Annotated in this window: 20 protein-coding genes and 1 tRNA gene; 8 read left to right on the top strand and 13 right to left on the bottom strand. The window is 67.7% G+C overall.

All coding sequences use genetic code 11. The features are described 5' to 3' along the window. Positions 1-8 precede the first annotated feature (8 nt). Positions 9-773, top strand: coding sequence for an ABC transporter ATP-binding protein (locus ACK8HH_RS11875; RefSeq protein WP_006895161.1), 765 nt, complete (start codon positions 9-11; stop codon positions 771-773). Continuing rightward, positions 770-2,140, top strand: a complete 1,371-nt coding sequence (locus ACK8HH_RS11870; RefSeq protein WP_062366605.1) for an FtsX-like permease family protein — start codon at positions 770-772, stop codon at positions 2,138-2,140. Before ACK8HH_RS11875 ends, ACK8HH_RS11870 begins: the two co-directional genes overlap by 4 nt. A 50-nt stretch (positions 2,141-2,190) precedes the next feature. Here ACK8HH_RS11870 and ACK8HH_RS11865 read toward each other — a convergent pair whose 3' ends face one another. Together ACK8HH_RS11865 and ACK8HH_RS11860 are read right to left on the bottom strand one after the other, a co-directional pair. After that, the gene (locus ACK8HH_RS11865; protein WP_062366607.1) at positions 2,191-3,849 is read right to left on the bottom strand and encodes an MDR family MFS transporter; all 1,659 of its coding nucleotides are present in this window, start codon (positions 3,847-3,849) and stop codon (positions 2,191-2,193) included. Next, positions 3,846-4,460 carry a TetR/AcrR family transcriptional regulator gene (locus tag ACK8HH_RS11860; protein ID WP_412475202.1) on the bottom strand — a complete coding sequence of 205 codons (615 nt, stop codon included), beginning with the start codon at positions 4,458-4,460 and terminating at the stop codon, positions 3,846-3,848. The genes ACK8HH_RS11865 and ACK8HH_RS11860 overlap by 4 nt, the downstream gene beginning before the upstream one ends. 97 nt (positions 4,461-4,557) lie before the next feature. On the opposite strand from ACK8HH_RS11860, the gene ACK8HH_RS11855 reads away from it, so the two are divergent. Beyond that, positions 4,558-5,757 carry an NAD(P)-binding domain-containing protein gene (locus ACK8HH_RS11855; RefSeq protein ID WP_062366609.1) on the top strand — a complete coding sequence of 400 codons (1,200 nt, stop codon included), beginning with the start codon at positions 4,558-4,560 and terminating at the stop codon, positions 5,755-5,757. Here ACK8HH_RS11855 and ACK8HH_RS11850 read toward each other — a convergent pair. Then, positions 5,655-6,149, bottom strand: a complete 495-nt coding sequence (locus ACK8HH_RS11850; RefSeq protein ID WP_045537654.1) for an FBP domain-containing protein — start codon at positions 6,147-6,149, stop codon at positions 5,655-5,657. The two genes, ACK8HH_RS11855 and ACK8HH_RS11850, sit on opposite strands and share 103 nt — an antisense overlap. 387 nt (positions 6,150-6,536) lie before the next feature. Here ACK8HH_RS11850 and ACK8HH_RS11845 point away from each other — a divergent pair, with 387 nt between their 5' ends. Both ACK8HH_RS11845 and ACK8HH_RS11840 read left to right on the top strand, forming a co-directional pair. Beyond that, entirely contained in the window at positions 6,537-7,124 is a 588-nt protein-coding gene (locus ACK8HH_RS11845) for an HdeD family acid-resistance protein (RefSeq protein WP_006895167.1), read from the top strand. 254 nt (positions 7,125-7,378) lie between these two features. Further along, complete coding sequence (locus tag ACK8HH_RS11840) at positions 7,379-8,137, top strand: SigB/SigF/SigG family RNA polymerase sigma factor (RefSeq protein WP_052692385.1); 759 nt, start codon at positions 7,379-7,381, stop codon at positions 8,135-8,137. Between the two features lie 22 nt (positions 8,138-8,159). Here ACK8HH_RS11840 and ACK8HH_RS11835 read toward each other — a convergent pair whose 3' ends face one another. From ACK8HH_RS11835 to ACK8HH_RS11825, 3 genes are all read right to left on the bottom strand, one after another. Beyond that, a complete protein-coding gene (locus tag ACK8HH_RS11835) occupies positions 8,160-8,525 on the bottom strand; it encodes a VOC family protein (protein ID WP_039866925.1) in 366 nt (121 codons plus the stop codon). Between the two features lie 44 nt (positions 8,526-8,569). Beyond that, the gene (locus ACK8HH_RS11830) at positions 8,570-9,742 is read right to left on the bottom strand and encodes a zinc-dependent alcohol dehydrogenase (protein ID WP_412475201.1); all 1,173 of its coding nucleotides are present in this window, start codon (positions 9,740-9,742) and stop codon (positions 8,570-8,572) included. An 80-nt stretch (positions 9,743-9,822) separates the two neighbouring features. Next, positions 9,823-10,527: a PAS and ANTAR domain-containing protein gene (locus ACK8HH_RS11825; protein WP_412475200.1), complete on the bottom strand. Its 705-nt coding sequence runs from the start codon at positions 10,525-10,527 to the stop codon at positions 9,823-9,825. A gap of 148 nt (positions 10,528-10,675) precedes the next feature. Here ACK8HH_RS11825 and ACK8HH_RS11820 point away from each other — a divergent pair, with 148 nt between their 5' ends. Further along, complete coding sequence (locus ACK8HH_RS11820; protein ID WP_006895172.1) at positions 10,676-11,326, top strand: response regulator transcription factor; 651 nt, start codon at positions 10,676-10,678, stop codon at positions 11,324-11,326. Here the strand turns inward: ACK8HH_RS11820 and ACK8HH_RS11815 are convergent. From ACK8HH_RS11815 to ACK8HH_RS11805, 3 genes are all read right to left on the bottom strand, one after another. After that, the gene (locus tag ACK8HH_RS11815; protein WP_006895173.1) at positions 11,323-11,550 is read right to left on the bottom strand and encodes a CDGSH iron-sulfur domain-containing protein; all 228 of its coding nucleotides are present in this window, start codon (positions 11,548-11,550) and stop codon (positions 11,323-11,325) included. The genes ACK8HH_RS11820 and ACK8HH_RS11815 overlap by 4 nt on opposite strands. Next, a complete protein-coding gene (locus ACK8HH_RS11810; RefSeq protein WP_412475199.1) occupies positions 11,547-12,323 on the bottom strand; it encodes a HemK2/MTQ2 family protein methyltransferase in 777 nt (258 codons plus the stop codon). Before ACK8HH_RS11810 ends, ACK8HH_RS11815 begins: the two co-directional genes overlap by 4 nt. A gap of 76 nt (positions 12,324-12,399) precedes the next feature. After that, positions 12,400-12,897 carry a DUF6098 family protein gene (locus tag ACK8HH_RS11805; RefSeq protein WP_006895175.1) on the bottom strand — a complete coding sequence of 166 codons (498 nt, stop codon included), beginning with the start codon at positions 12,895-12,897 and terminating at the stop codon, positions 12,400-12,402. A gap of 143 nt (positions 12,898-13,040) precedes the next feature. On the opposite strand from ACK8HH_RS11805, the gene ACK8HH_RS11800 reads away from it, so the two are divergent. Continuing rightward, positions 13,041-14,048, top strand: a complete 1,008-nt coding sequence (locus ACK8HH_RS11800; RefSeq protein WP_412475198.1) for an iron-containing redox enzyme family protein — start codon at positions 13,041-13,043, stop codon at positions 14,046-14,048. Between the two features lie 72 nt (positions 14,049-14,120). On the opposite strand, the gene ACK8HH_RS11795 is transcribed toward ACK8HH_RS11800, so the two are convergent. The 3 genes from ACK8HH_RS11795 to ACK8HH_RS11785 all read right to left on the bottom strand — a co-directional run bounded on the left by ACK8HH_RS11795 (position 14,121) and on the right by ACK8HH_RS11785 (position 16,075). Further along, a tRNA-Asn gene (locus ACK8HH_RS11795) sits at positions 14,121-14,192 on the bottom strand. Between the two features lie 64 nt (positions 14,193-14,256). Beyond that, a complete protein-coding gene (locus tag ACK8HH_RS11790) occupies positions 14,257-14,946 on the bottom strand; it encodes a GntR family transcriptional regulator (RefSeq protein WP_062366620.1) in 690 nt (229 codons plus the stop codon). Next, the gene (locus tag ACK8HH_RS11785) at positions 14,936-16,075 is read right to left on the bottom strand and encodes an acyl-CoA dehydrogenase family protein (protein WP_006895186.1); all 1,140 of its coding nucleotides are present in this window, start codon (positions 16,073-16,075) and stop codon (positions 14,936-14,938) included. The genes ACK8HH_RS11790 and ACK8HH_RS11785 overlap by 11 nt, the downstream gene beginning before the upstream one ends. A gap of 127 nt (positions 16,076-16,202) precedes the next feature. Here ACK8HH_RS11785 and ACK8HH_RS11780 point away from each other — a divergent pair, with 127 nt between their 5' ends. After that, positions 16,203-16,874, top strand: a complete 672-nt coding sequence (locus ACK8HH_RS11780; protein ID WP_412475197.1) for a hypothetical protein — start codon at positions 16,203-16,205, stop codon at positions 16,872-16,874. Here ACK8HH_RS11780 and ACK8HH_RS11775 read toward each other — a convergent pair. Beyond that, positions 16,819-18,081 carry a TetR/AcrR family transcriptional regulator gene (locus ACK8HH_RS11775; RefSeq protein ID WP_278124198.1) on the bottom strand — a complete coding sequence of 421 codons (1,263 nt, stop codon included), beginning with the start codon at positions 18,079-18,081 and terminating at the stop codon, positions 16,819-16,821. The genes ACK8HH_RS11780 and ACK8HH_RS11775 overlap by 56 nt on opposite strands. Positions 18,082-18,089: the final 8 nt, after the last annotated feature.

Raw genomic sequence — 18,089 nt, 5'->3', positions numbered from 1 at the left:
TTTGACGTATGAACGCCAACGAGATCAGTACCGGACCCGCCGTCGTCATGCGCCACGTGTCGCGCACCTACGGTGATCCGGCGAACCCAGTCCACGCGCTGCGCGACGTCTCGGTCGACATCCGCCGCAGCGAGTTCACCGCCGTCATGGGCCCGTCGGGGTCGGGCAAATCGACCCTGATGAACGTGATGGCCGGACTCGACGAGGCGACCTCCGGTCAGATCTGGCTCGGCCAGACGCCCATCGTCGGGCTCGACGACACCGCGCGGACGCTCCTGCGCCGCACCAACATCGGCTTCGTCTTCCAGTCGTTCAATCTGATCCCGACGCTGACCGCGGACGAGAACATCCGGCTGCCCTTCGTCCTGGCGGGACACAAGCCGGACGCCGTGCAGCAGGCGTGGATCGCTCACCTGGTCGGTTCGCTCGGACTCCGCGATCGCCTGGACCATCTGCCGTCCCAGCTGTCGGGCGGACAGCAGCAGAGGGTGGCGATCGTTCGGGCCCTGGCCGGCCGCCCGACCATCATTCTCGCCGATGAGCCGACCGGCGCCCTGGACACGCGCACCAGCCGCGAGGTGCTGACCTTGCTGACCACGGCCGCTCGCGAGTACGGGCAGGGGATCGCGATGGTCACGCACGACCCGGTGGCCGCGTCGTACGCCGATCGCATCCTGGTACTGGCAGACGGCCGGATCGTCGGAGAGTACCGGGGCCTCGACCCGCACCAGATCTCCGACCTCCTGATCAATCTCCAGGGGGCGGCGGCATGAGGGCCACGGACTACCGCCTGACGGCGGGTTCGCTGCGGGAACTGTCGACCGTGGGCGTGGTCTGCGGCCTGTCGGCGGCGTACGCCGGAATGGTGCTCACGGCCTCCGACTTCCTCGGCCGGGCCGGTGAGCACAACGGCGGCAACGTGGGAGTGGTGCTCGGCATCGTGTCGTCCGTGTTCATTCTCATCGCGCTGTTCGTGGCCGCGCTGGTGATCGGCAACGGTGTCGACACGGTGATCGCCGGCCGACGCAAGCAACTCGAGCTGCTGCGGTTGATCGGCGCCTCGTCGAGACAGCTGCGGTCGAGTCTGGTGCGCGGGGTCGCGAAGGTCGCGGCGATCGGTGCCGGGATCGGGCTGGTCGCCGGAGTGACGCTGGCCGACGCCGCACGGACCGTGATGGTGTCGCGGGACATCCTTCCGTCCATCCGGTACAGCTACCTTCCCCCGACCACCGTGCTCGCGGCGATCGTGGTGGTGGGTGTCGCGGTGGGCGCGACAATGGTGGGTTCGCGGAAGACGCTCTCCGGAGCCGCCGTCGTCGCGCCGAAGGGCTCGATGCGGTGGCTTCGCGGCACCGCGGCCGTCATCGCGACCGGTGTCGGCGCGCTCCTGCTCGGAGCCGCGTGTCTGTTGGGGGAGGAGGGGAGCATGAGCGGATTCGTCGTGGCCTTCCTCGGCACCGCGACGGCCGCGGTGGGACTGCTGGTCGGTGCGCCGATCCTCGTGCCCGCGATGGTCGCCGGTGTGGGACGGCTCCTGGGCGCGAGCCCGGCGGCGATCCTCGCGCGCAAGAACTCGGTCGCCGACCCGGGCCGCACCACACGCTCCACCGTCGGACTGTTCATCGGCGTCACCCTGATCACCACGATCGTCGCGGGTATGAGGTCGTTGCAGCAGTCCATCGACCGCTGGGATCTCACGCCCGAACAGGTGGAGGAGAACCGGCACGTGATGTCGATGATGACGTGGGTGCTGGTGGGACTGATTCTCATCTCGGTGCTCATCGCAGCGGTGGGCTTCGTGTCGACGATGTCGTTGACAGTGATCGGGAGGACTCGTGAGATCGGCATGCTGCGCGCGATGGGCTTCACCGCCAGGCAGGTCCGCGCCACGATCACTCTCGAATCGATCGCCTTGTCCGGGACGGCGATGGTGGCGGGTCTGGCGCTGGGCGTGATCTTCGGGGCGGTCGGCAGCCAGTCGCTCATCGGTGCGATCACGCCGGGATTCCCGATCGGACTGCCGCTGGGCGCGTTCGTGGGAATCGTCGCGGGAACGGTCGTGCTGGTGGCGATCGCCGCCCTGCCGCCCAGTCGTCGTGCGGTGTCGGTGACGCCGGTGGACGCGCTCGCCGTCGCCTGAGACGAAGGGTAGAGAAAGGGGTGGAGCGGGTGACGGGCTCGCGCCGACGACTACTCGCGGGAGCGGGTCGCCGCGGCCTTGTCGTTGCCGGCCTCCTCTGCGGCTTCGATGGTGATCATCTCGGCCTCGGTCAGCAATTCCTCCTCGGTGAGCAGTTCGGCTGCCTCTCGTTGGACGGTCGTCGCGAGCGGCTTCTCCTTCACGAACAGCAGGACCACGAGTGCGATCCCGGCCAGCGGAACGAAGAACAGGAAGATCGGCAGCAACGCCTCGTTGTACGACTCGATGATCGGGATGCGCACGGCGTCGGGCAGGGCGTTCACCGCTGCCGGCGTGAGACCGTTGCGACCCGCGTCGCCGCCGGCTCCCGCGCCGCTGCCCGCGAGCTTCTCGGTGAGCAGGGTGGCCAGGCGGGAGGCAAAGATCGATCCGACGACCGCCGATCCCAGGGTGGCGCCGACCTGACGGAAGTAGTTGTTCGCGGCGGTCGCGGTGCCGACCATGGTGACCGGGAACGAGTTCTGCACGATGAGGGTCAGGATCTGCATCGACAGGCCGATGCCGATGCCGAAGACGGCCAGATACACGCACATGAGCCAGGTGGGAGTGGTGATGTGCATCGACGCGATCAGCACCAGGCCGACGCCCATGACGATGGAGCCGATGATCGGGAAGATCTTGTAGCGGCCCGTGCGTGCCACGGCCTGACCGGAGGCGATCGAGGTGATGAGCAGTCCGCCCATCATCGGGATCATCAACAGGCCTGCGACGGTTGCGTCGACTCCGGTGACCATCTGGATGTAGGTCGGCATGTAGCCCAGAGCGCCGAACATGGCGACGCCGATCATCAGGTTCGCGACGGTCGTCAACGTGAAGTTGCGATCCGCGAACAGCTTCATCGGCATGACCGGGTTGTCGGCGCGCAGCTCGGCGACGACGAATCCCACAGCCAGGACGACGGTCGCGACCGCGAGGCCGAGGATCTGCGGGCTCAGCCAGTCGTAGGTGTGCCCGCCCCAGGTGCAGATCAGCACGAGGCTGGTGGTGGCGCCGGCGATCAGAGCCATACCCAGGTAGTCCAGTCGCGGTCGCACCTCGTGCTGCACCTTCGGCAGCTTCATGAAGGCCAGGGTGGCGGCGATCGCGAGAGCACCCAGCGGGAGGTTCAGCCAGAACGCCCAGCGCCAGCCCGGGCCCTCGGTGAGCCAGCCGCCGAGCAGCGGGCCGGCGACCGAGGAGACGGCGAAGACCGCGCCGAGGAAGCCCATGTAGCGGCCGCGTTCCCGGGCGGGAACCACGTCGGCGATGGCCGCCTGCGACAGGATCATCAATCCGCCGCCGCCGATGCCCTGGAGGATGCGGCCGAAGATCAGCCAGGTGATGTTCCCGGAGAGTGCGCCGACCACCGAACCGCTGAGGAAGATCAGGATCGCGGCGATCAGTACGGGCTTGCGGCCCAGCAAGTCGCTGATCTTGCCGTATACGGGCATCACGATGGTGGACGCGAGGATGTAGGCGGTGATGACCCAGGTCATCTGGTCGACGCCCTGGAGCTCACCGACGATGGTCGGCAGAGCTGTCGAGAGCACGGTCTGGTTCAGCGATGCCAGCAGCATCGTGATCATCAGTCCGATGAACAGCAGCATCACGCTGCGGCGCTCGGTATTCCCGGTAGTGCCGTCCGTTGGTTCGGCGAGGGAAGTGGTCATAGCAGGTCCTTGATGGTTCGGCGGAAGACTGCGCCGGCGTCGGCGAGGGCGGGCGAGTCGGGGTTGTCGAGGACTTCGGGGTCCTTCTTGTAGGCGAAGCGCAGGACGGCGCCGGCGAGCATGATGAGCGCGCGGGCGTCGTCCACCGATTCCGGGCCGGCTCGCTCACCGATCTGTTCGGTGATCACCGAACTCAGCAGTTCCTGCGCGGCGGTGCCGTGCTGCTGCATCCGTTCGACGAGCTCGGGAAACCGACGGATCAGCTCGCGGTGGTCGGAATGGGGGCCGCCGCCCTGTCGGATGCTCTTGGCGACCGCCATCACCAGATCGACGGCACGGTCGAGGCGGTCCGGGCCGGGACCGGCTTCGACGAAATCCTTGAGCGCCTGGTCGGGCACTGTCGGCGGCACGGCTCCGAGGACGGCGTCCTCTTTGCACGCGTAGTAGTTGAAGAACGTCCGTCGTGACACTCCGGCGCGGTCGGCGATCTCGGCGACCGTGGTGTCGTGGAGTCCGTTCTCACCCACCAGTTCGACGGCGGCCGTTCGCAGTGCACGCAGCGTCTCAAGACGCTGGCGTTCCCGAAGGCCTAGTTCAGAAACATTTTGCACTAGTGCAGTATTGCACGAGTGAAAAGTTTTGTGCACGCAACTGTGACTGACGCAACTGTCTCGGAACACCGAGGAGGTACGTGCGGTTGCCTCAGTCATGAGCCGAGACCCAGAAGTGCCGACGACGCTGACTGCGGCCGCAGTCGACCGCCGGATCGTGGTGATCGGCGCCGGCCAGGCCGGACTCTCGGCCGCCTACTTCCTCCAGCGCGGCGGATTGCGTGCGGGCAGCGACTTCGAGGTGCTCGACGCAAACCCGACTCCGGGCGGAGCGTGGAGCCATCGCTGGGACGCCCTGACCTTCAGCCTGGTGAACGGCGTCCACGACCTGCCCGGCACACGGCTCACCGGTGCCGATCCTGACGAGCCCGCGCGCGAGGTGATCAAGCGCTACTACGGGCGTTACGAGGCCGAGCACGGTCTCCGGGTGGCGCGACCGTGGCGAGTGGTCGCGGTCGAACCGACGGGCGAACCGGTGTGGCGCTTCCTCGTCCGTGCCGAGGGCCCCGGCGGAGCGACGCGGACCTACCGTGCGTCGGCGGTGATCAGTGGTACCGGCACGTGGGATCACCCGTATGTGCCGTGGTACCCGGGTCGTTTCGCGGGCCGTCAACTGACCACCCGGGACTTTCCGGAACCGGAGGACTTCGCCGGACAGCGGGTCCTGGTGGTCGGCGGAGGCATATCCGCTGTCGAGTTCGTCGTACTCCTGGACGAGGCCGGTGCCGTCCCGATCTGGTCGACGCGCACGCCGCCGCGCTGGCGCGACACCCCGTTCGACGCTCGATGGGGGCTCGCCGTCGAGAACGGTGTCGCGGCCCGGACCCGTGCGGGTCTGCGACCGCTGAGCGTGGTCGCGGCCACGGGGCTGCCGCGAACCCCGCGGTTCGCGCCGGCGATCGACAGCGGTGTCCTGTCCTCGCGCGGTCCGCTCGCGCGTCTGGTGCGCAACGGTGTCGAGTTCGCCGACGGCACGAGCGAACCGGTGGACGTGATCATCTGGGCCACTGGCTTTCGGCCGTCGCTCGCACACCTGGCCCCGCTCGGGATCCGGGAGCCCTCCGGCGGCGTGCTGATGGCCGACGACGACGTCAGCGTGGTCCGGGTCCCCGGTCTGTTCCTGGTGGGCTACGGCCGCAGTGCCTCGACGCTCGGCGCGACCCGCGCGGGCCGCCGTGCGGCCCGCGCCGCGCGTCAGTCCTCGGTCGAGAGCACCTCGGCGACGAACGATCCGACGCGGTTGCGCAGTCCGGCCACCTGCTCGGCCCGAATGGCGTCGAGGTCGGTGGCCTTGTGATAGGCGGGCGGCAGCTTACGGGCGTGCTTCGAGCAGTGGAACCCCGAGCACACCAGCGTGCCGATGGTGTCGCCACGCCTGCCCTGCGCACCGGTGCGCCTGGTGGTGTACAGCACCACCTCTTCGCTGAGGTCGACGTCCCGGCACCAGGTGCACATCGTGCGGCGCGACGGCGTCGCCTCGGCGCGGTTGAGGATCAACGACACGAGCCGGCCGTCGTGCTCCACCGCGATGTAGGCGCGGCGGGGCATCTTGCGGTCGCGCCAGCCGTAGTACTCGAGGCGCGAGAAGTCGACGTCGTCGAAGTCGAGGGGAAAGGTGACCTTCTTGATCTCGCTGCGGGTGGCGCCGCGGAACGAGTCGAGGATCTGCTGTTGGGTGTACTGCTTCATATCGATGACCGATCAGTCGAATGCGCGTGGTCGCGCGGGAGAGATGAGGTGAGGTCGGCCCGCGGGCGCGGGTGCGACGGCAGGATCCACTGGCCGATCCATTGGAATCGGCTGCGGAGCGCGGTCATCTGTTCGCGGCGCGGAACGCGCCGGACATCTCCTGAATGTGAGTGATCATGTCGACTCCACGCTAGCGCATCGCGCGGCGGGTGTGCGGACTCGGTGACGATGCCGTATCACCTGGGCCGATGTACCGGGACGGGGAAGGCCGTCCGCGCTAGTATCGTCCTGCTCCGATGAATCCGGACAGAGTTCGCCTCTCGCCCGGTTCCCGGAGACGGTCCACACCGATCGTCACCCATCGAAAGAGAAAGGCCGACGAGCACTTTGGCAATCAATGATCCGCTCAGCGCTGCGGCGCGCGACGCCGTCAAGGACATCGCGACCCGCACATGGCAGAGCCTCCTCGGAATCGGCATCGCCTCGCTGATCCTCGGCGTCATCGTCCTGATCTGGCCGGCGGCGACACTTCTGGTGGTCGCCATTCTTTTCGGCATCTATCTGCTGATCTCGGGCATCTTCCAGGTCGCCGCGACCTTCGGAGTGCAGCACACCCACGGTTGGTGGCGCGTTCTCTCGTTCCTCTCCGGCGCCATCTCGATTCTGCTGGCCTTCGTGGCCTTCCGGAACATCGAGACCGCGGTGATTCTCCTGGCACTGTGGGTCGGTATCGGCTGGATCTTCCGCGGAGTCACCGAACTGTCGGTCTTCATGGACTCGGCGAGCGGCCTGCCCGGCCGTGGCTGGGGCATCTTCCTGGGAATCGTGACCGTGATCGCCGGCGGAATCCTGATCATCTGGCCCATCTCGTCGGTCGCCACCCTCACCGTCGTCTCGGGCATCATGCTCGTGGTGGTCGGCGCAGTCGAGATCGTGCACGCGTTCATGCTGCGGTCGAAGGTCAAGTCCGTCTGACACCGAACTGCGCAGGCACTGCCGGAAAACCTATCGCCCCCGACCCGCAGGTCGGGGGCGATATGCGTCGGTGGGGCCGATTGCCTTCCGCGGGACGCTCGCAGCGGGTAGCGTCGAATCCACTCGGTTGAAACGGCAGCCGAACTCCTGCCCGGAAGGCGCACCGCGCCCGGGCGTTCACATCATCACCGCACAGCGGGCTCCGGTCACGTGTGGCCACGCCTGGGTGCGGTCGGCGTTGAAGGAGCTCTGCCATGACCGACGACGGGTACGACCACGTGCGGGACCTGCTCGCGCAGCGCGAAGCGCTTCCCGCGGGGGATCCCCGCAGAAAGTGCCTTCGAGACGAGGCGGTGGTGGCGAGCCTCCCGCTCGCTCAGCACATCGCGCAGAGGTTCGGCGGCCGAGGGGAGTTCCACGACGACCTCGTGCAAGTGGCACGACTGGGACTGGTCCAGGCCGTCGACAGGTACGCGCCGTCTCGCGGGTCCGATTTTCTGTCATTCGCCGTCCCGACAGTGATGGGCGAGGTGCGCAGGCACTTCCGGGACCGGACCGCGGTCCTTCGCACTCCTCGCAGCATCAAGGAACTGTCATCGAGGATCGGGACGGCTGAAGGACGCCTGACGCACCGACTCCATCGGCTACCGACGCGTGCCGAGCTGGCGGCCGAACTGGATGCCGACCTCGCCGACATCGACGAAGCGCGGATGGCGGCCGCCGCATCGGCTCCGGCCTCGCTCGATCAGCCGGCGGGCGCAGCCGACGACCGATCCGCGATCGACCGGATCGGCCGTCCCGACCCGGCTTACGATCTGGTCGACGTCGCGCAGTCTCTCCGGCCGGCGCTCGCGCGACTGCGGCCGCGGGAGCGCCGCATCCTCGGTCTCCGATTCTTCGAAGACCTCTCGCAGAGCGCGATCGCCCAACGCACGGGGATGTCGCAGATGCATGTCTCTCGGCTGTTGCGTCAGTCGATCGCCACCTTGCGGCAGGAGTTGACGGCGACGTGATCGGCCCCGTGGTGCGCCGCGGTCAGTCGTCCGAGCCCACCGTCGCGGTGATCTCCACGGTGTTGCCGTCGGGATCGATGACCACAGCGTGCCCGGGAGTCGACGGATAGGGGGTCCGGGGCGACGAGGCGCCGAACGCGATCAGCCGCTCGACAGCGGCGGCGACGTCCTGAGTATCGAAGGCCGACAATCGGATCCGAGACTGCGGCCGCGGCGGCATCACGCGTCGCACGATGAGCTGGACGCGCCGGCCGTCATCGACCAGTTCGGCGCGATCGGAGTCCGCGTCCCCGACGGCGAGGTGCAGCGCTTTCGACCAGAAGTCCGCCAGAGTGTCGACGTGATCGGTCAGCAGTACGCATGGTTCGTCCGAGTCCAGCGCCAGCATGAGCTTCTCCTCTCGTTGTCAAACCCGCGACGGGCGGCGCGGCGTCAGGGTTCGAGGACGACCTTGACGTATCCGTCCGACTTCTCCTGGAACTTCCGGTACGCGTCTGCGGCGTCGTCTAGTGGCAGCCGATGCGAGGCGAAGCGGTCCACCCCGAGGGGATCGTCGTCGGTCAGCAGCGGCATGATGGCGTCGGTCCAGCGCTTCACATTGGCCTGTCCCATCCGGAGTTGCACCTGTTTGTCGAAGAGCTTGAACATCGGCATCGGGTCGATCGCACCGCCGTACACACCGGAGACGGAGACCGTTCCGCCTCGCCGGACCACGTCGCACGCGGTGTGCAACGCCGACATCCGGTCGACGCCGAAGGCGGTGTCGATCCGCCGACCGACCGCGTCGGGGAGCAGGCCCACGGCGTGCTGCAGAGCCTTCGCGACCGGTGATCCGTGCGCTTCCATGCCCACCGCGTCGATCACGGAGTCGGTGCCCCGGCCCGACGTCAGGTCGCGCACCGCGATGGCGACGTCGTCGTCGGCGGAGACCGTCTCGACTCCGTTCGCGTCGGCTCGGGCGAGCCGCTCAGGCACTCTGTCGACGCCGATCACGCGGATCCCGCGGTGCGCGGCGATGCGTGCGGCCATATCGCCGATCGGCCCCAGGCCGATCACGGCGAGCGACCCGCCGTCGGGAACGTCCGCGTACTCCACCGCCTGCCACGCTGTCGGCAGCACGTCGGAGAGGTAGCCGAACCGGCTGTCGGGAGGTCCGTCCGGCACCTTGATATGGGTGAAGTGGGCTTGGGGCACGCGGAGATACTCCGCTTGACCGCCGGCGACCGAGCCGTACAGCTCCGAGTACCCGAACAACGCCGCGCCCGTCCCCTTTTCGCGGACCTGGGTGGTCTCGCATTGGGTGTAGAGCGATCTGTCGCACATGTAGCAACGACCGCAAGAGATCTGGAACGGGATGACGACGCGGTCACCGACTCGGAGGTCGCCGGTGTCGGCCCCCACCTCTTCCACGGTTCCCATCGCCTCGTGGCCGAGGACGTCCCCGGCCTTCATGAACGGCGCGAGGACCTCGTACAGGTGCAGGTCCGACCCGCAGATGTTGGTCGAACTGACGCGGATCACGGCGTCGGTCGGTTCTTCGATCCGCGGGTCGGGGACGGTCTCCACCCGGACGTCGCGTCGGCCCTGCCATGTGACGGCACGCATCGGGACTCCTCACTCGATAGACATGGTGTCCACGGTGTGGTTGCCCGGGTGCGCCCGGATCTAAACGTGCGCGCGGCGGTTCAGTCGTGCTCCGACCGGTCGCGACGGACGTGCTCGTGCGCGCTGAGCACGACTCGATCCAAGCTGGTTCGGGCGCGCGAGGGCATGTCGACGTCGACGAATCTCGACTCGATGGCGGCTGCGAGGGAGTACAGCTTCGTGTTCGACTCCTGCGAGCGCCAGACGAGTAAGTCGAAGGCCTGCTGGGCGTCGAGCCGGTAGACCAGCATCAGTGCGCCCTTGACCCGTTCGATCGTCGACCGCCGGCGGACCATTTCGTCGATGTCCATGTGGGCCCGCCCGGACGGCACCACCGCGCTGCCGCCTGCCGCAGTCCCGCTGTGCGATGCCGCGACGTAGAAGCCGAACGTGCCTTGTCGCCGACCGTCCGGATGTTGCAGTACGTCGGCGATGACGATAACCGGAATCACCGCGCCGCGGGTGTCGATGATGTGATGTTGACTGCTGAACGGCTCGCCGGCCCGCCGGACACGATCGATGAGGTCGGCCACTCGGTCTTTGTCGTCCGGGTGCTTGTGTCTGAGCAGCAGGTCGCTGGTCGGGACCACCGACTCGGCCGACTCGTAGCCGTGCAGGCGGGCCAACTGATCCGACCACTCCCAGCGGTCGTCATCGCGGTAATACCAGAACCGTCCGAACTGGAAGGTTTGGTCGACCGCGAGCCTGGGGTCGACGGGATCGGCGACGCCGTCGTGTCCTTGCACAGGAGTGTCCTCTTCGGAGTCGGTGCGGGCCGGGCCTGCACCTGTCGTCGGGCGGAGGGATTCGATCCGCCGTCGCGTCGACCGTAAGCGACTCGAGGGGTTAAAAGGCTCACCCCTAGGGGTGTACCGGAAATGGGTACGGTTGGGTATGGATCCGATTCGAGTAGCCCTCATCGACGACTACGACGTGGTGGTGCGGGGGCTGGCGACGATGCTCCGGCGGTACTCCGACCGCGTGCGCGTACAGGCGCTCTCGACCTCGGGCGAGGTCGCCGAGGACGTCGACATCGCGCTGTACGACTCCTTCGCCAATCCGCCGGCCGACCGTTCGATGATCTCCGACCTGGTCGCGAACCATCGGGTGCGCAAGGTGGTCGTGTACGCATGGGAGGTCTCGGAGCCGGCTGTCACTGCGGCCCTCGACAACGGTGCGGCCGCGCTCGTATCCAAGAAACTCCCCGCAGGGGAACTCGTGGACGCCTTGGAGCAGATCCACGCGGCGAAACCGTCCTCGACCGTCTTCGCGAGCCGGCAGGAGACCGCGGTGAGCAGTGCGGGCGACTGGCCTGGCCGGGAGGAGGGTCTCACCCAGCGGGAGGCCGAGGTACTGGCCCTCATCACGCAGGGGCTGAGCAATGCCGACATCGCCGACAGCACCGGGTTGTCGATCAATTCGGTGAAGACCTATATCCGCACGTGCTATCGCCGCATCGGTGTCACCACGCGTGCGCAGGCCGTTCTCTGGGGTGTGCACCACGGTTTCGTGCCCGACCGGCCGCGCCGAGGTCGAGGTGCTTAGTCTCCGTTTGCGGCCTCGGCGGTGCCGGTCGGCTTCCGCGGTCGCCGCCGACGATGGGAGGCGTCGCACAGCGGCGGCGTCGCGCTGAAGCCGCACGCGCAGACAGCCACCTGGAAACGGTCGCAGTGGAGCACCGATCCGTCCGGCCGCTGCACGTCGACCGGCCCCTCCACCAGAATCGGGCCTTTCGGCACCACTCGTACTCGGCGGCGTCCGTCGGTCATGCCGGCTCCGCTCGTCCCGGGCGGTCCCCGGTCCGCTGCGCCCGGATGACGACGATCGCTTCGTCGTCCGACTCAGGGTCGAGGAATCCCGACTCCACGAGGGCGTCGTGACGCGCCCTGACGACGGGCCCGAACGGAATCCGTCGTTCGGACGTGACTTCGGTCCGCAGACCCGCGGCGCGCAGTGCGGCCACCGTGGCGTCGACGCCGGACAGTTCGGATTGCACGATTAACACCGTTCCACCGTCGGCGAGCAGCCCGGGCACGATGGCACACACCACGTCGAGCACGGCGCGGCCATCAGGGCCACCGTTCCACGCGTGCCGGGGCCCGACCGCCGACATCTCCGTGCCGGGCGGGGTCGGCACATAGGGCGGGTTGCACGTGATGACGTCGAAGCCGGTCTCGCTCACGTCCGCGAGATCGGCACAGACGGTCCGTACCTCGACCCCGGCGTCCGCGGCTGACCGGCGCGTTCGGGCCACCGCATGGCGGCAGGAATCGACGGCGGTGACCTGGGCGCCGGCCAGAGCGGCGGCAACGGCGACCGCGCCTGAACCCGTGCACAGATCCAACACGCGGAGTCCTGAGAGGTCTGCCGAGGTCAGTTCGTCGACCAGCAGAGCGGTGTCCTCCTGAGGTCGATAGACGTCCTGGACACGGTGCAGCGCGGACACGTCCGACGTGATCAGGAGCGAGTCGGTGACGGCGCTTCGCACTCCGAGGGGTCGCTGCCTCGATACGGACTCAGCTCTCGACGCGGTCGTGCTCATGGACAAACCTCCGGCCATCTGGGTACGAGCACACGGGCTCGTCGGTCGAGTGAGGAGTACCCCGCCGTGCGGCCGATCAACCGTCGGATGCGTCGGCCCGGGAATCGCGGCCCGCCTCGAACATCTCCTCGTAGACCTCAGCCGCCTCCGACAGCACCTGCGGAGCGAGGCGGGCGATGACGTCGACCCGGCGGACCAGCGGCTCGTGGTCGGGCCCGCGGCCCACCACCTCGCCGGCCAGAAGCCAGGCGTAGCGGTCGGGGGCGTCGAGTTCGGCATACTTGCGAATGCGTCGCGCGATCCACGGCTTCGGGCTCCGTGTCCACCACGGTTCGGGAGTCAGCGATGCGACCGACAACCCGGGCAACGTGAATGCCGCCTCGTAGTCGAGGCTCGGTCCGGCCTCCGCGTCCGTCGCCGGACCGTGTGAGTATCTGATGTACACCGGCTCGCGGTCGGCGATCTCGTCGACGACGTCGTCCAATGTCTCGAGCGTGCGCAGCCGGGGTGTCGGCGGCGGTTGACGGGTGAAAAGGGGAGCGGTGCTCCGTTGCGGGGTGTTCTCGTCGGCCATCGATCTCGCTCCGTCTCGCGTGTTTCGTTCAGTGCCTGATGAAGCATCGGGTACCCGACCGGGCGTCGGTCACGTCCTGCGATGGTTTGCTTTCGTTCAGGGAGGGTACTTCTGCCGTGGCGATGAAAGGCAGGTGATGCCCGATGTCCCGACCGGGATCGATTCGGGAACGCGTGATTCCGCGAATGCCGGAACCGCGCGGACCGATGTCCGAAGTCCTCATCGATGCGATACGCGCGAAGGCCGACAGTCGTCCGTCCCGGATCGACGTGCCGGACGGGCTCGATCCGTGGGGCGACGATCTGCAGCTGTCGTTGACCGTGTGCCACGAGTTGCACTATCGCGGGTGGGCCGACGCCGGGAGGGATTGCGAGTGGGACCCGGCAGTCATCGACGCGCGCGTCCGTCTCGAGGACCGGTTTCTCGACGCCGTGGCGGATCGGCTGTCGCCGCTGAGCGACGAAGGCACCGCCGATGCCGAACTCGGCGCGCTTGCACGGGCCGTTCCCGAGGGAGCGACGGCGCATCTGCGCCGTCACGGCACCGAAGACGAGTTCGCCGACTATTTCAAGGCGCGCTCCATCTACCACTTGAAGGAGGCCGATCCCCACGCGTGGGCGATTCCCCGGCTGCGTCGAGATGTCAAGGCGGCCTTCGTGGCGGTGGAGTTCGACGAGTACGGCGGCGGACGCGGTGAGCGTGTTCACCAGGAGCTGTACGCCGATCTGCTGTCGGCCACAGGGCTCGACCACAGTTATCTCGGCTATCTCAACGACGCTCCCGCCGTGGTGCTGGCGACCGTGAACCTCATGTCGTGTCTCGCGCTGCGAGGCTCACGCCGCGGAGCGACGGTCGGACACTTCGCCGCCACGGAGATGACCTCGCCGGTGGGCTCGGCGTGGCTTCTCAAAGGACTCGAGCGGATCGACGCTCCGGAGGCGGCCCGGCATTTCTACCGTGAACACGTCGAGGCCGACGCCGTGCACGAGCTCGTGATGCGTGATCAAGTCGTCGCGCCGCTCATCGCCGACGAGCCGGATCTCGCCGACGACGTCGTGTTCGGGATCCGGGCCCTCCAGGCAGTGGAGAGCAGGCTGGACGATGCCTTCGTCGATGCATGGAACGCCGGGCGTTCGCTGATGCGGTGTTGACCGGCTTCGCCGTGTCGCCAGACCGGTGGGAAAACGAAGAGACCGCCTCGGTGAAGAGGCGGTCTCTCGTCGCTCCCCCAATTGGATTCGAACCAATAACCGCTCGATTAACAGTCGAGTGCTCTGCCGTTGAGCTATGGGGGATTGCTCTCGTTGCGAACGAGAACAGACTCTATCCCATGTCTCCGGGAGAGTGCAAAACAGCAGTTCAGGGGGCGTTCTGCCAAATCTGAGTCTGCGACAGATGGGCGATCAGCCGCGCGGCGCCGTCGGTGAACTCCCGGCGGATGCACTCGGCCGCAGCGTCCGGGTCACCGGATCGGTAGGCGACGATCAGCTCGTCGTGCAGATCCGCGGTCAGCTCTCCCCACTCAGGGTCCGACGCGTACAGCGCGTGGGGTGTGTAGCGGGTCGTGTTGAGCAGCACCCAGGCCAGCTTCGTATTGCCGCTGATCTGATTGTGCGTGCGGTGGAACTCGAATTCCGCATCGGTGAGGTCCTCGTGATCGCCTGACCTCACGGCGCTGCGGAACCGGGCGTTGGCCCAGGCGAGCTCGTCGATCTGCGCACTGGTCACCACCCGCGCCGTGCGTCGGGCGATCCGTGCCGCGGCCTCGCCCTGGAGCCAGAACAGATCGTCGACGTCGGTCCGAGTGAGCGGAGCGACCTCGTAGCCGCGGTGCGGGGCGAGGAGGACCATGCCCTCGCCCCGCAGGGTCAGCAGTGCCTCGCGGACCGGGGTGACGCTCACGCCCAGTTCCACGGCGGTCTCGTCGATGCGAATCCGCGCTCCCGGCAGCACCTCGGCGGTCATGATCTTGTGCCGGAGGATCGACGCGACCTCTTCGGACAGTTGCGGGCGTCGCCGCTGACGGACCGGGGTGGCGTCAGAGGCCATAGGTCTTTCCGATGATGTCGCGCTGGATCTCGTTGGTGCCGCCGAACACGGTCGAGATGATCGCCGACCGCATGAGACGCTCGGCGTCGAATTCGGTGGCGTAGCCGTACCCGCCCATCATCTGCATCCCGTCGATGGTCATCTTCTTGCTCGTCTCGGTTGCCTTCAGCTTCACCATCGACGCCTCGCGCGGCATCAGCCGGTCCGGATGAGCATCCGCGGCCCGGGCGACGCTGTAGACGAGCTCCCGGGTGCACGCGATCTCCGTAGCGTGGTCGGCCATCCGATGGCGCAGCGCTTGGAAGGAGCCGACCGGGCGACCGAACTGCTTGCGTTCGGTGATGAAGGCGAGAGTGTCGTCGAATGAGCGTCGCGCGAGTCCCAACTGCATCGCCGCCAGGATGAGGCGCTCGGAATTGAGCCCGGACATCAATTGGCGCCATCCGTTGCCGACCTCGCCGACGACTGCGGAATCGGGAACGAAGCAGTCGGTGAAGTAGAGGTCGTTCACCTCGCGGCCGCCGAGCGTGTCGATACCGCTGATCTTGAGTCCGGGGGTGTCGGCCGGGACGTGGAACTGGGTGAGACCCTCGTGCTTTCCGCCGGAGCGGTCGGTGCGGGCGATGAGAAGGATGCTCTTCGAGAAGTGTGCGTTGGAGCACCAGGTCTTCTGCCCGTTGATCTTCCAGCCGCCCTCGACCTTCTCCGCGCGACAGGTCAGGGCGCCGACGTCCGACCCCGCCTCGGGTTCGGACATCGAGATCGATAGTGAGTCGCCCGCGACCACGCCCGCGAGCACCTCGCGCCGCAGGTCGTCGTGCGCGAACTTGGCGTACGCGGCAGCGGTGATGAGGGTCGGGCCCACCGCGCCGATCGGAGCCTGGCCGCGGACGGCCTCCTCCAGGAAGATGCACATCTCGACGTTGCCCGCGCCGGCGCCGCCGAATTCCTCTGCCACGTTGATTCCGGCCCAGCCGAGGCCGGCCATCTTCCGATACAGCTCGTCGGAGTGGGCCTCGGTCCCGTTGTTGGTGAGTGCGTCTCGCCGCTGCCGGGTGCCGACCTCGCGCTCACAGAAGTCGGCGACCGCCTGTGCGAAAGCTGCCTGTTCGGGGGTGAATTCGACCACGGGGTGACTCCTTGACATCGGCTGAATGAAACAGATCTCTACAAGTCGTATCACATATATCTAGCGATCGGGGAAGTGGCATGTGTCACATACGACCATCCTTCGCGCATCATTACAGTGGGTGATCATGGCCGACAGCAGCTACGACGAACGAGCGACGAAGCCGGAAGCAACGGACCCGGACCGAGCGGAGTTGTTGGCGCAGAACCGCGAACGCCAGGCCCGGATCCGTGACGAAGAGCGCGTCGAGAAGGCCGACGGCGATCAGGATCTCATCGAGATCGGTGTCGGCGGACCGGCCGATTCGCCGCGCAAGCTCGCCATCGCGTTCGCCGCGACGACGGCGCTTCTGGTGGTGGTCGTCGGGATCCTCGCCTACTTGCTCGTCTCGGAGGACTCGGCGGGTTCGGGGCGCTCAGACGAGCAGGGGGCGATCGTCGCAGCGAAGCAGTACGCGACCACCGTGCTGACGTACTCGGCGGGCGACTACGCCGATCTCGACAAGCGGATCCGATCGATCTCGACGCCTGATTTCGCCGACCGGTACATCCGATCCTCACAGCAGGCGCGGGAGGGCAACGACGCCGCGCAGGCCACCGGAACGGCCGTGGCCAGGGAAGCCGGAGTCGTGTCGATCTCCGACGACGAGGCGGTGGTCCTGGTCGCGATCGACCAGAACGTCAAGACGCCGCTGGCGCCCGATGCGTCGAAGGAGGGCATCGACTACCAGTCGCGCATCAAGATCACGATGTCGCGCGACGGTGATTCGTGGAAGCTGTCGGATCTGTCGGTGGTGTGAGCGCCCCGACGGTCTGTGCCGAAGCGGTCTCGCCGGTGAGCACCGCCGTGACGACGACCGCGATGGTCGGTGCATCGAGGTCGCGGTCGGCGATCGTCAGGTCCGTGGCGACGTTCAGTGCCGCGTGCACCAGGAATCGGGCGACGCCGGGGGCCACCCCGGGCCGGGCGCGCTGCAGCCACGTCGCCCATTCGTCGACGTTGACGCGCTGCTGACGCCGCAGCGCGCGCTGGTCGGCAGGATCGAGCACTCCCGTGTCGCGCAGGTAGACCGTCATGATCCCGGGGTCGCCGACGCACAGTGCGCTGTACTCGGCGGCGAGCGCGACGAGTGCCTCGCGGGGAGTGTTCGCGTGTGCCAGACCTTCGGCGATCGCGGCGGTGGTGCGTTCCGAGCCGCGCCACAGGGCCGCGGCGAGAATCGCGTTCTTCGACGGGAAATGGCGGTACACACCGGACGGCGGAAGACCGGCGGCGGCGCCGATCTGCTCGAGGGTCACGTCATGGAACCCGCGGTCGGCGAACAGTCGGATCGATTCGGTGAGGATCGTCTCGCGCCGACCGGCCGGGGCGAGACCCCGAGTGCCGGCCGCGGGCTGCGGCTCTGGCAGGTCCAGATCGATGAGAGTCTCCACTGCCGCGCACAGGACGTCGAGGACGGTACGACGGGCGAGACCGATCCGGTGCGTCACCGGGCTGGCGACGACGGACAGGGTGGCGGTCACCAGAATCCGCGCGGTCCGGTCGTCGACTTCGGGGCGCATTCCGCGCAGGAGTGCGGTGAGCCGGTTCCGGGTCGTCGCCGACAGTTCCGCAAGGCGTCGGCGATCGTCTCCCCGCAACAGCCGGGGTTCGCGCCGGTAGACGTTCCCGGATTCGCGGTTGTCGAGCGCGTTGGCGGCAATCGACCGGACGACGGCGAGCAGTTCGCTGCGCGGGTCGTCCTCGGAGGGCACCGCGGCGACCGCGGCGGCCAGTTGTCCGGCCAGATGGATCAGCGAGGCAGCGAAGAGTTCGTACTTGCCCGAGAAGTGCTTGTACAGCGCGGGCGCTGAGATTCCGGCCTCGTCGGCGATCGCCCCGAGGCGGGTGGCGTGGAATCCGGACGAAGCGAAACTGCGCGCGGCGGCAGCAAGGATCACCTCCCGCCTGTCGGCCGGGCGTCTGCGTGTGCGTTCGGCGGTGCCGCAGTCGTCTCCGGTTTCCATGAGAAACG

It is taken from the genome of Gordonia sp. LUNF6, from assembly GCF_047041125.1.
Taxonomy (GTDB): domain Bacteria; phylum Actinomycetota; class Actinomycetes; order Mycobacteriales; family Mycobacteriaceae; genus Gordonia; species Gordonia sihwensis.
Note: the sequence above shows the minus strand (reverse complement) of the source record. Positions and strands in the feature narration are given on the sequence as shown.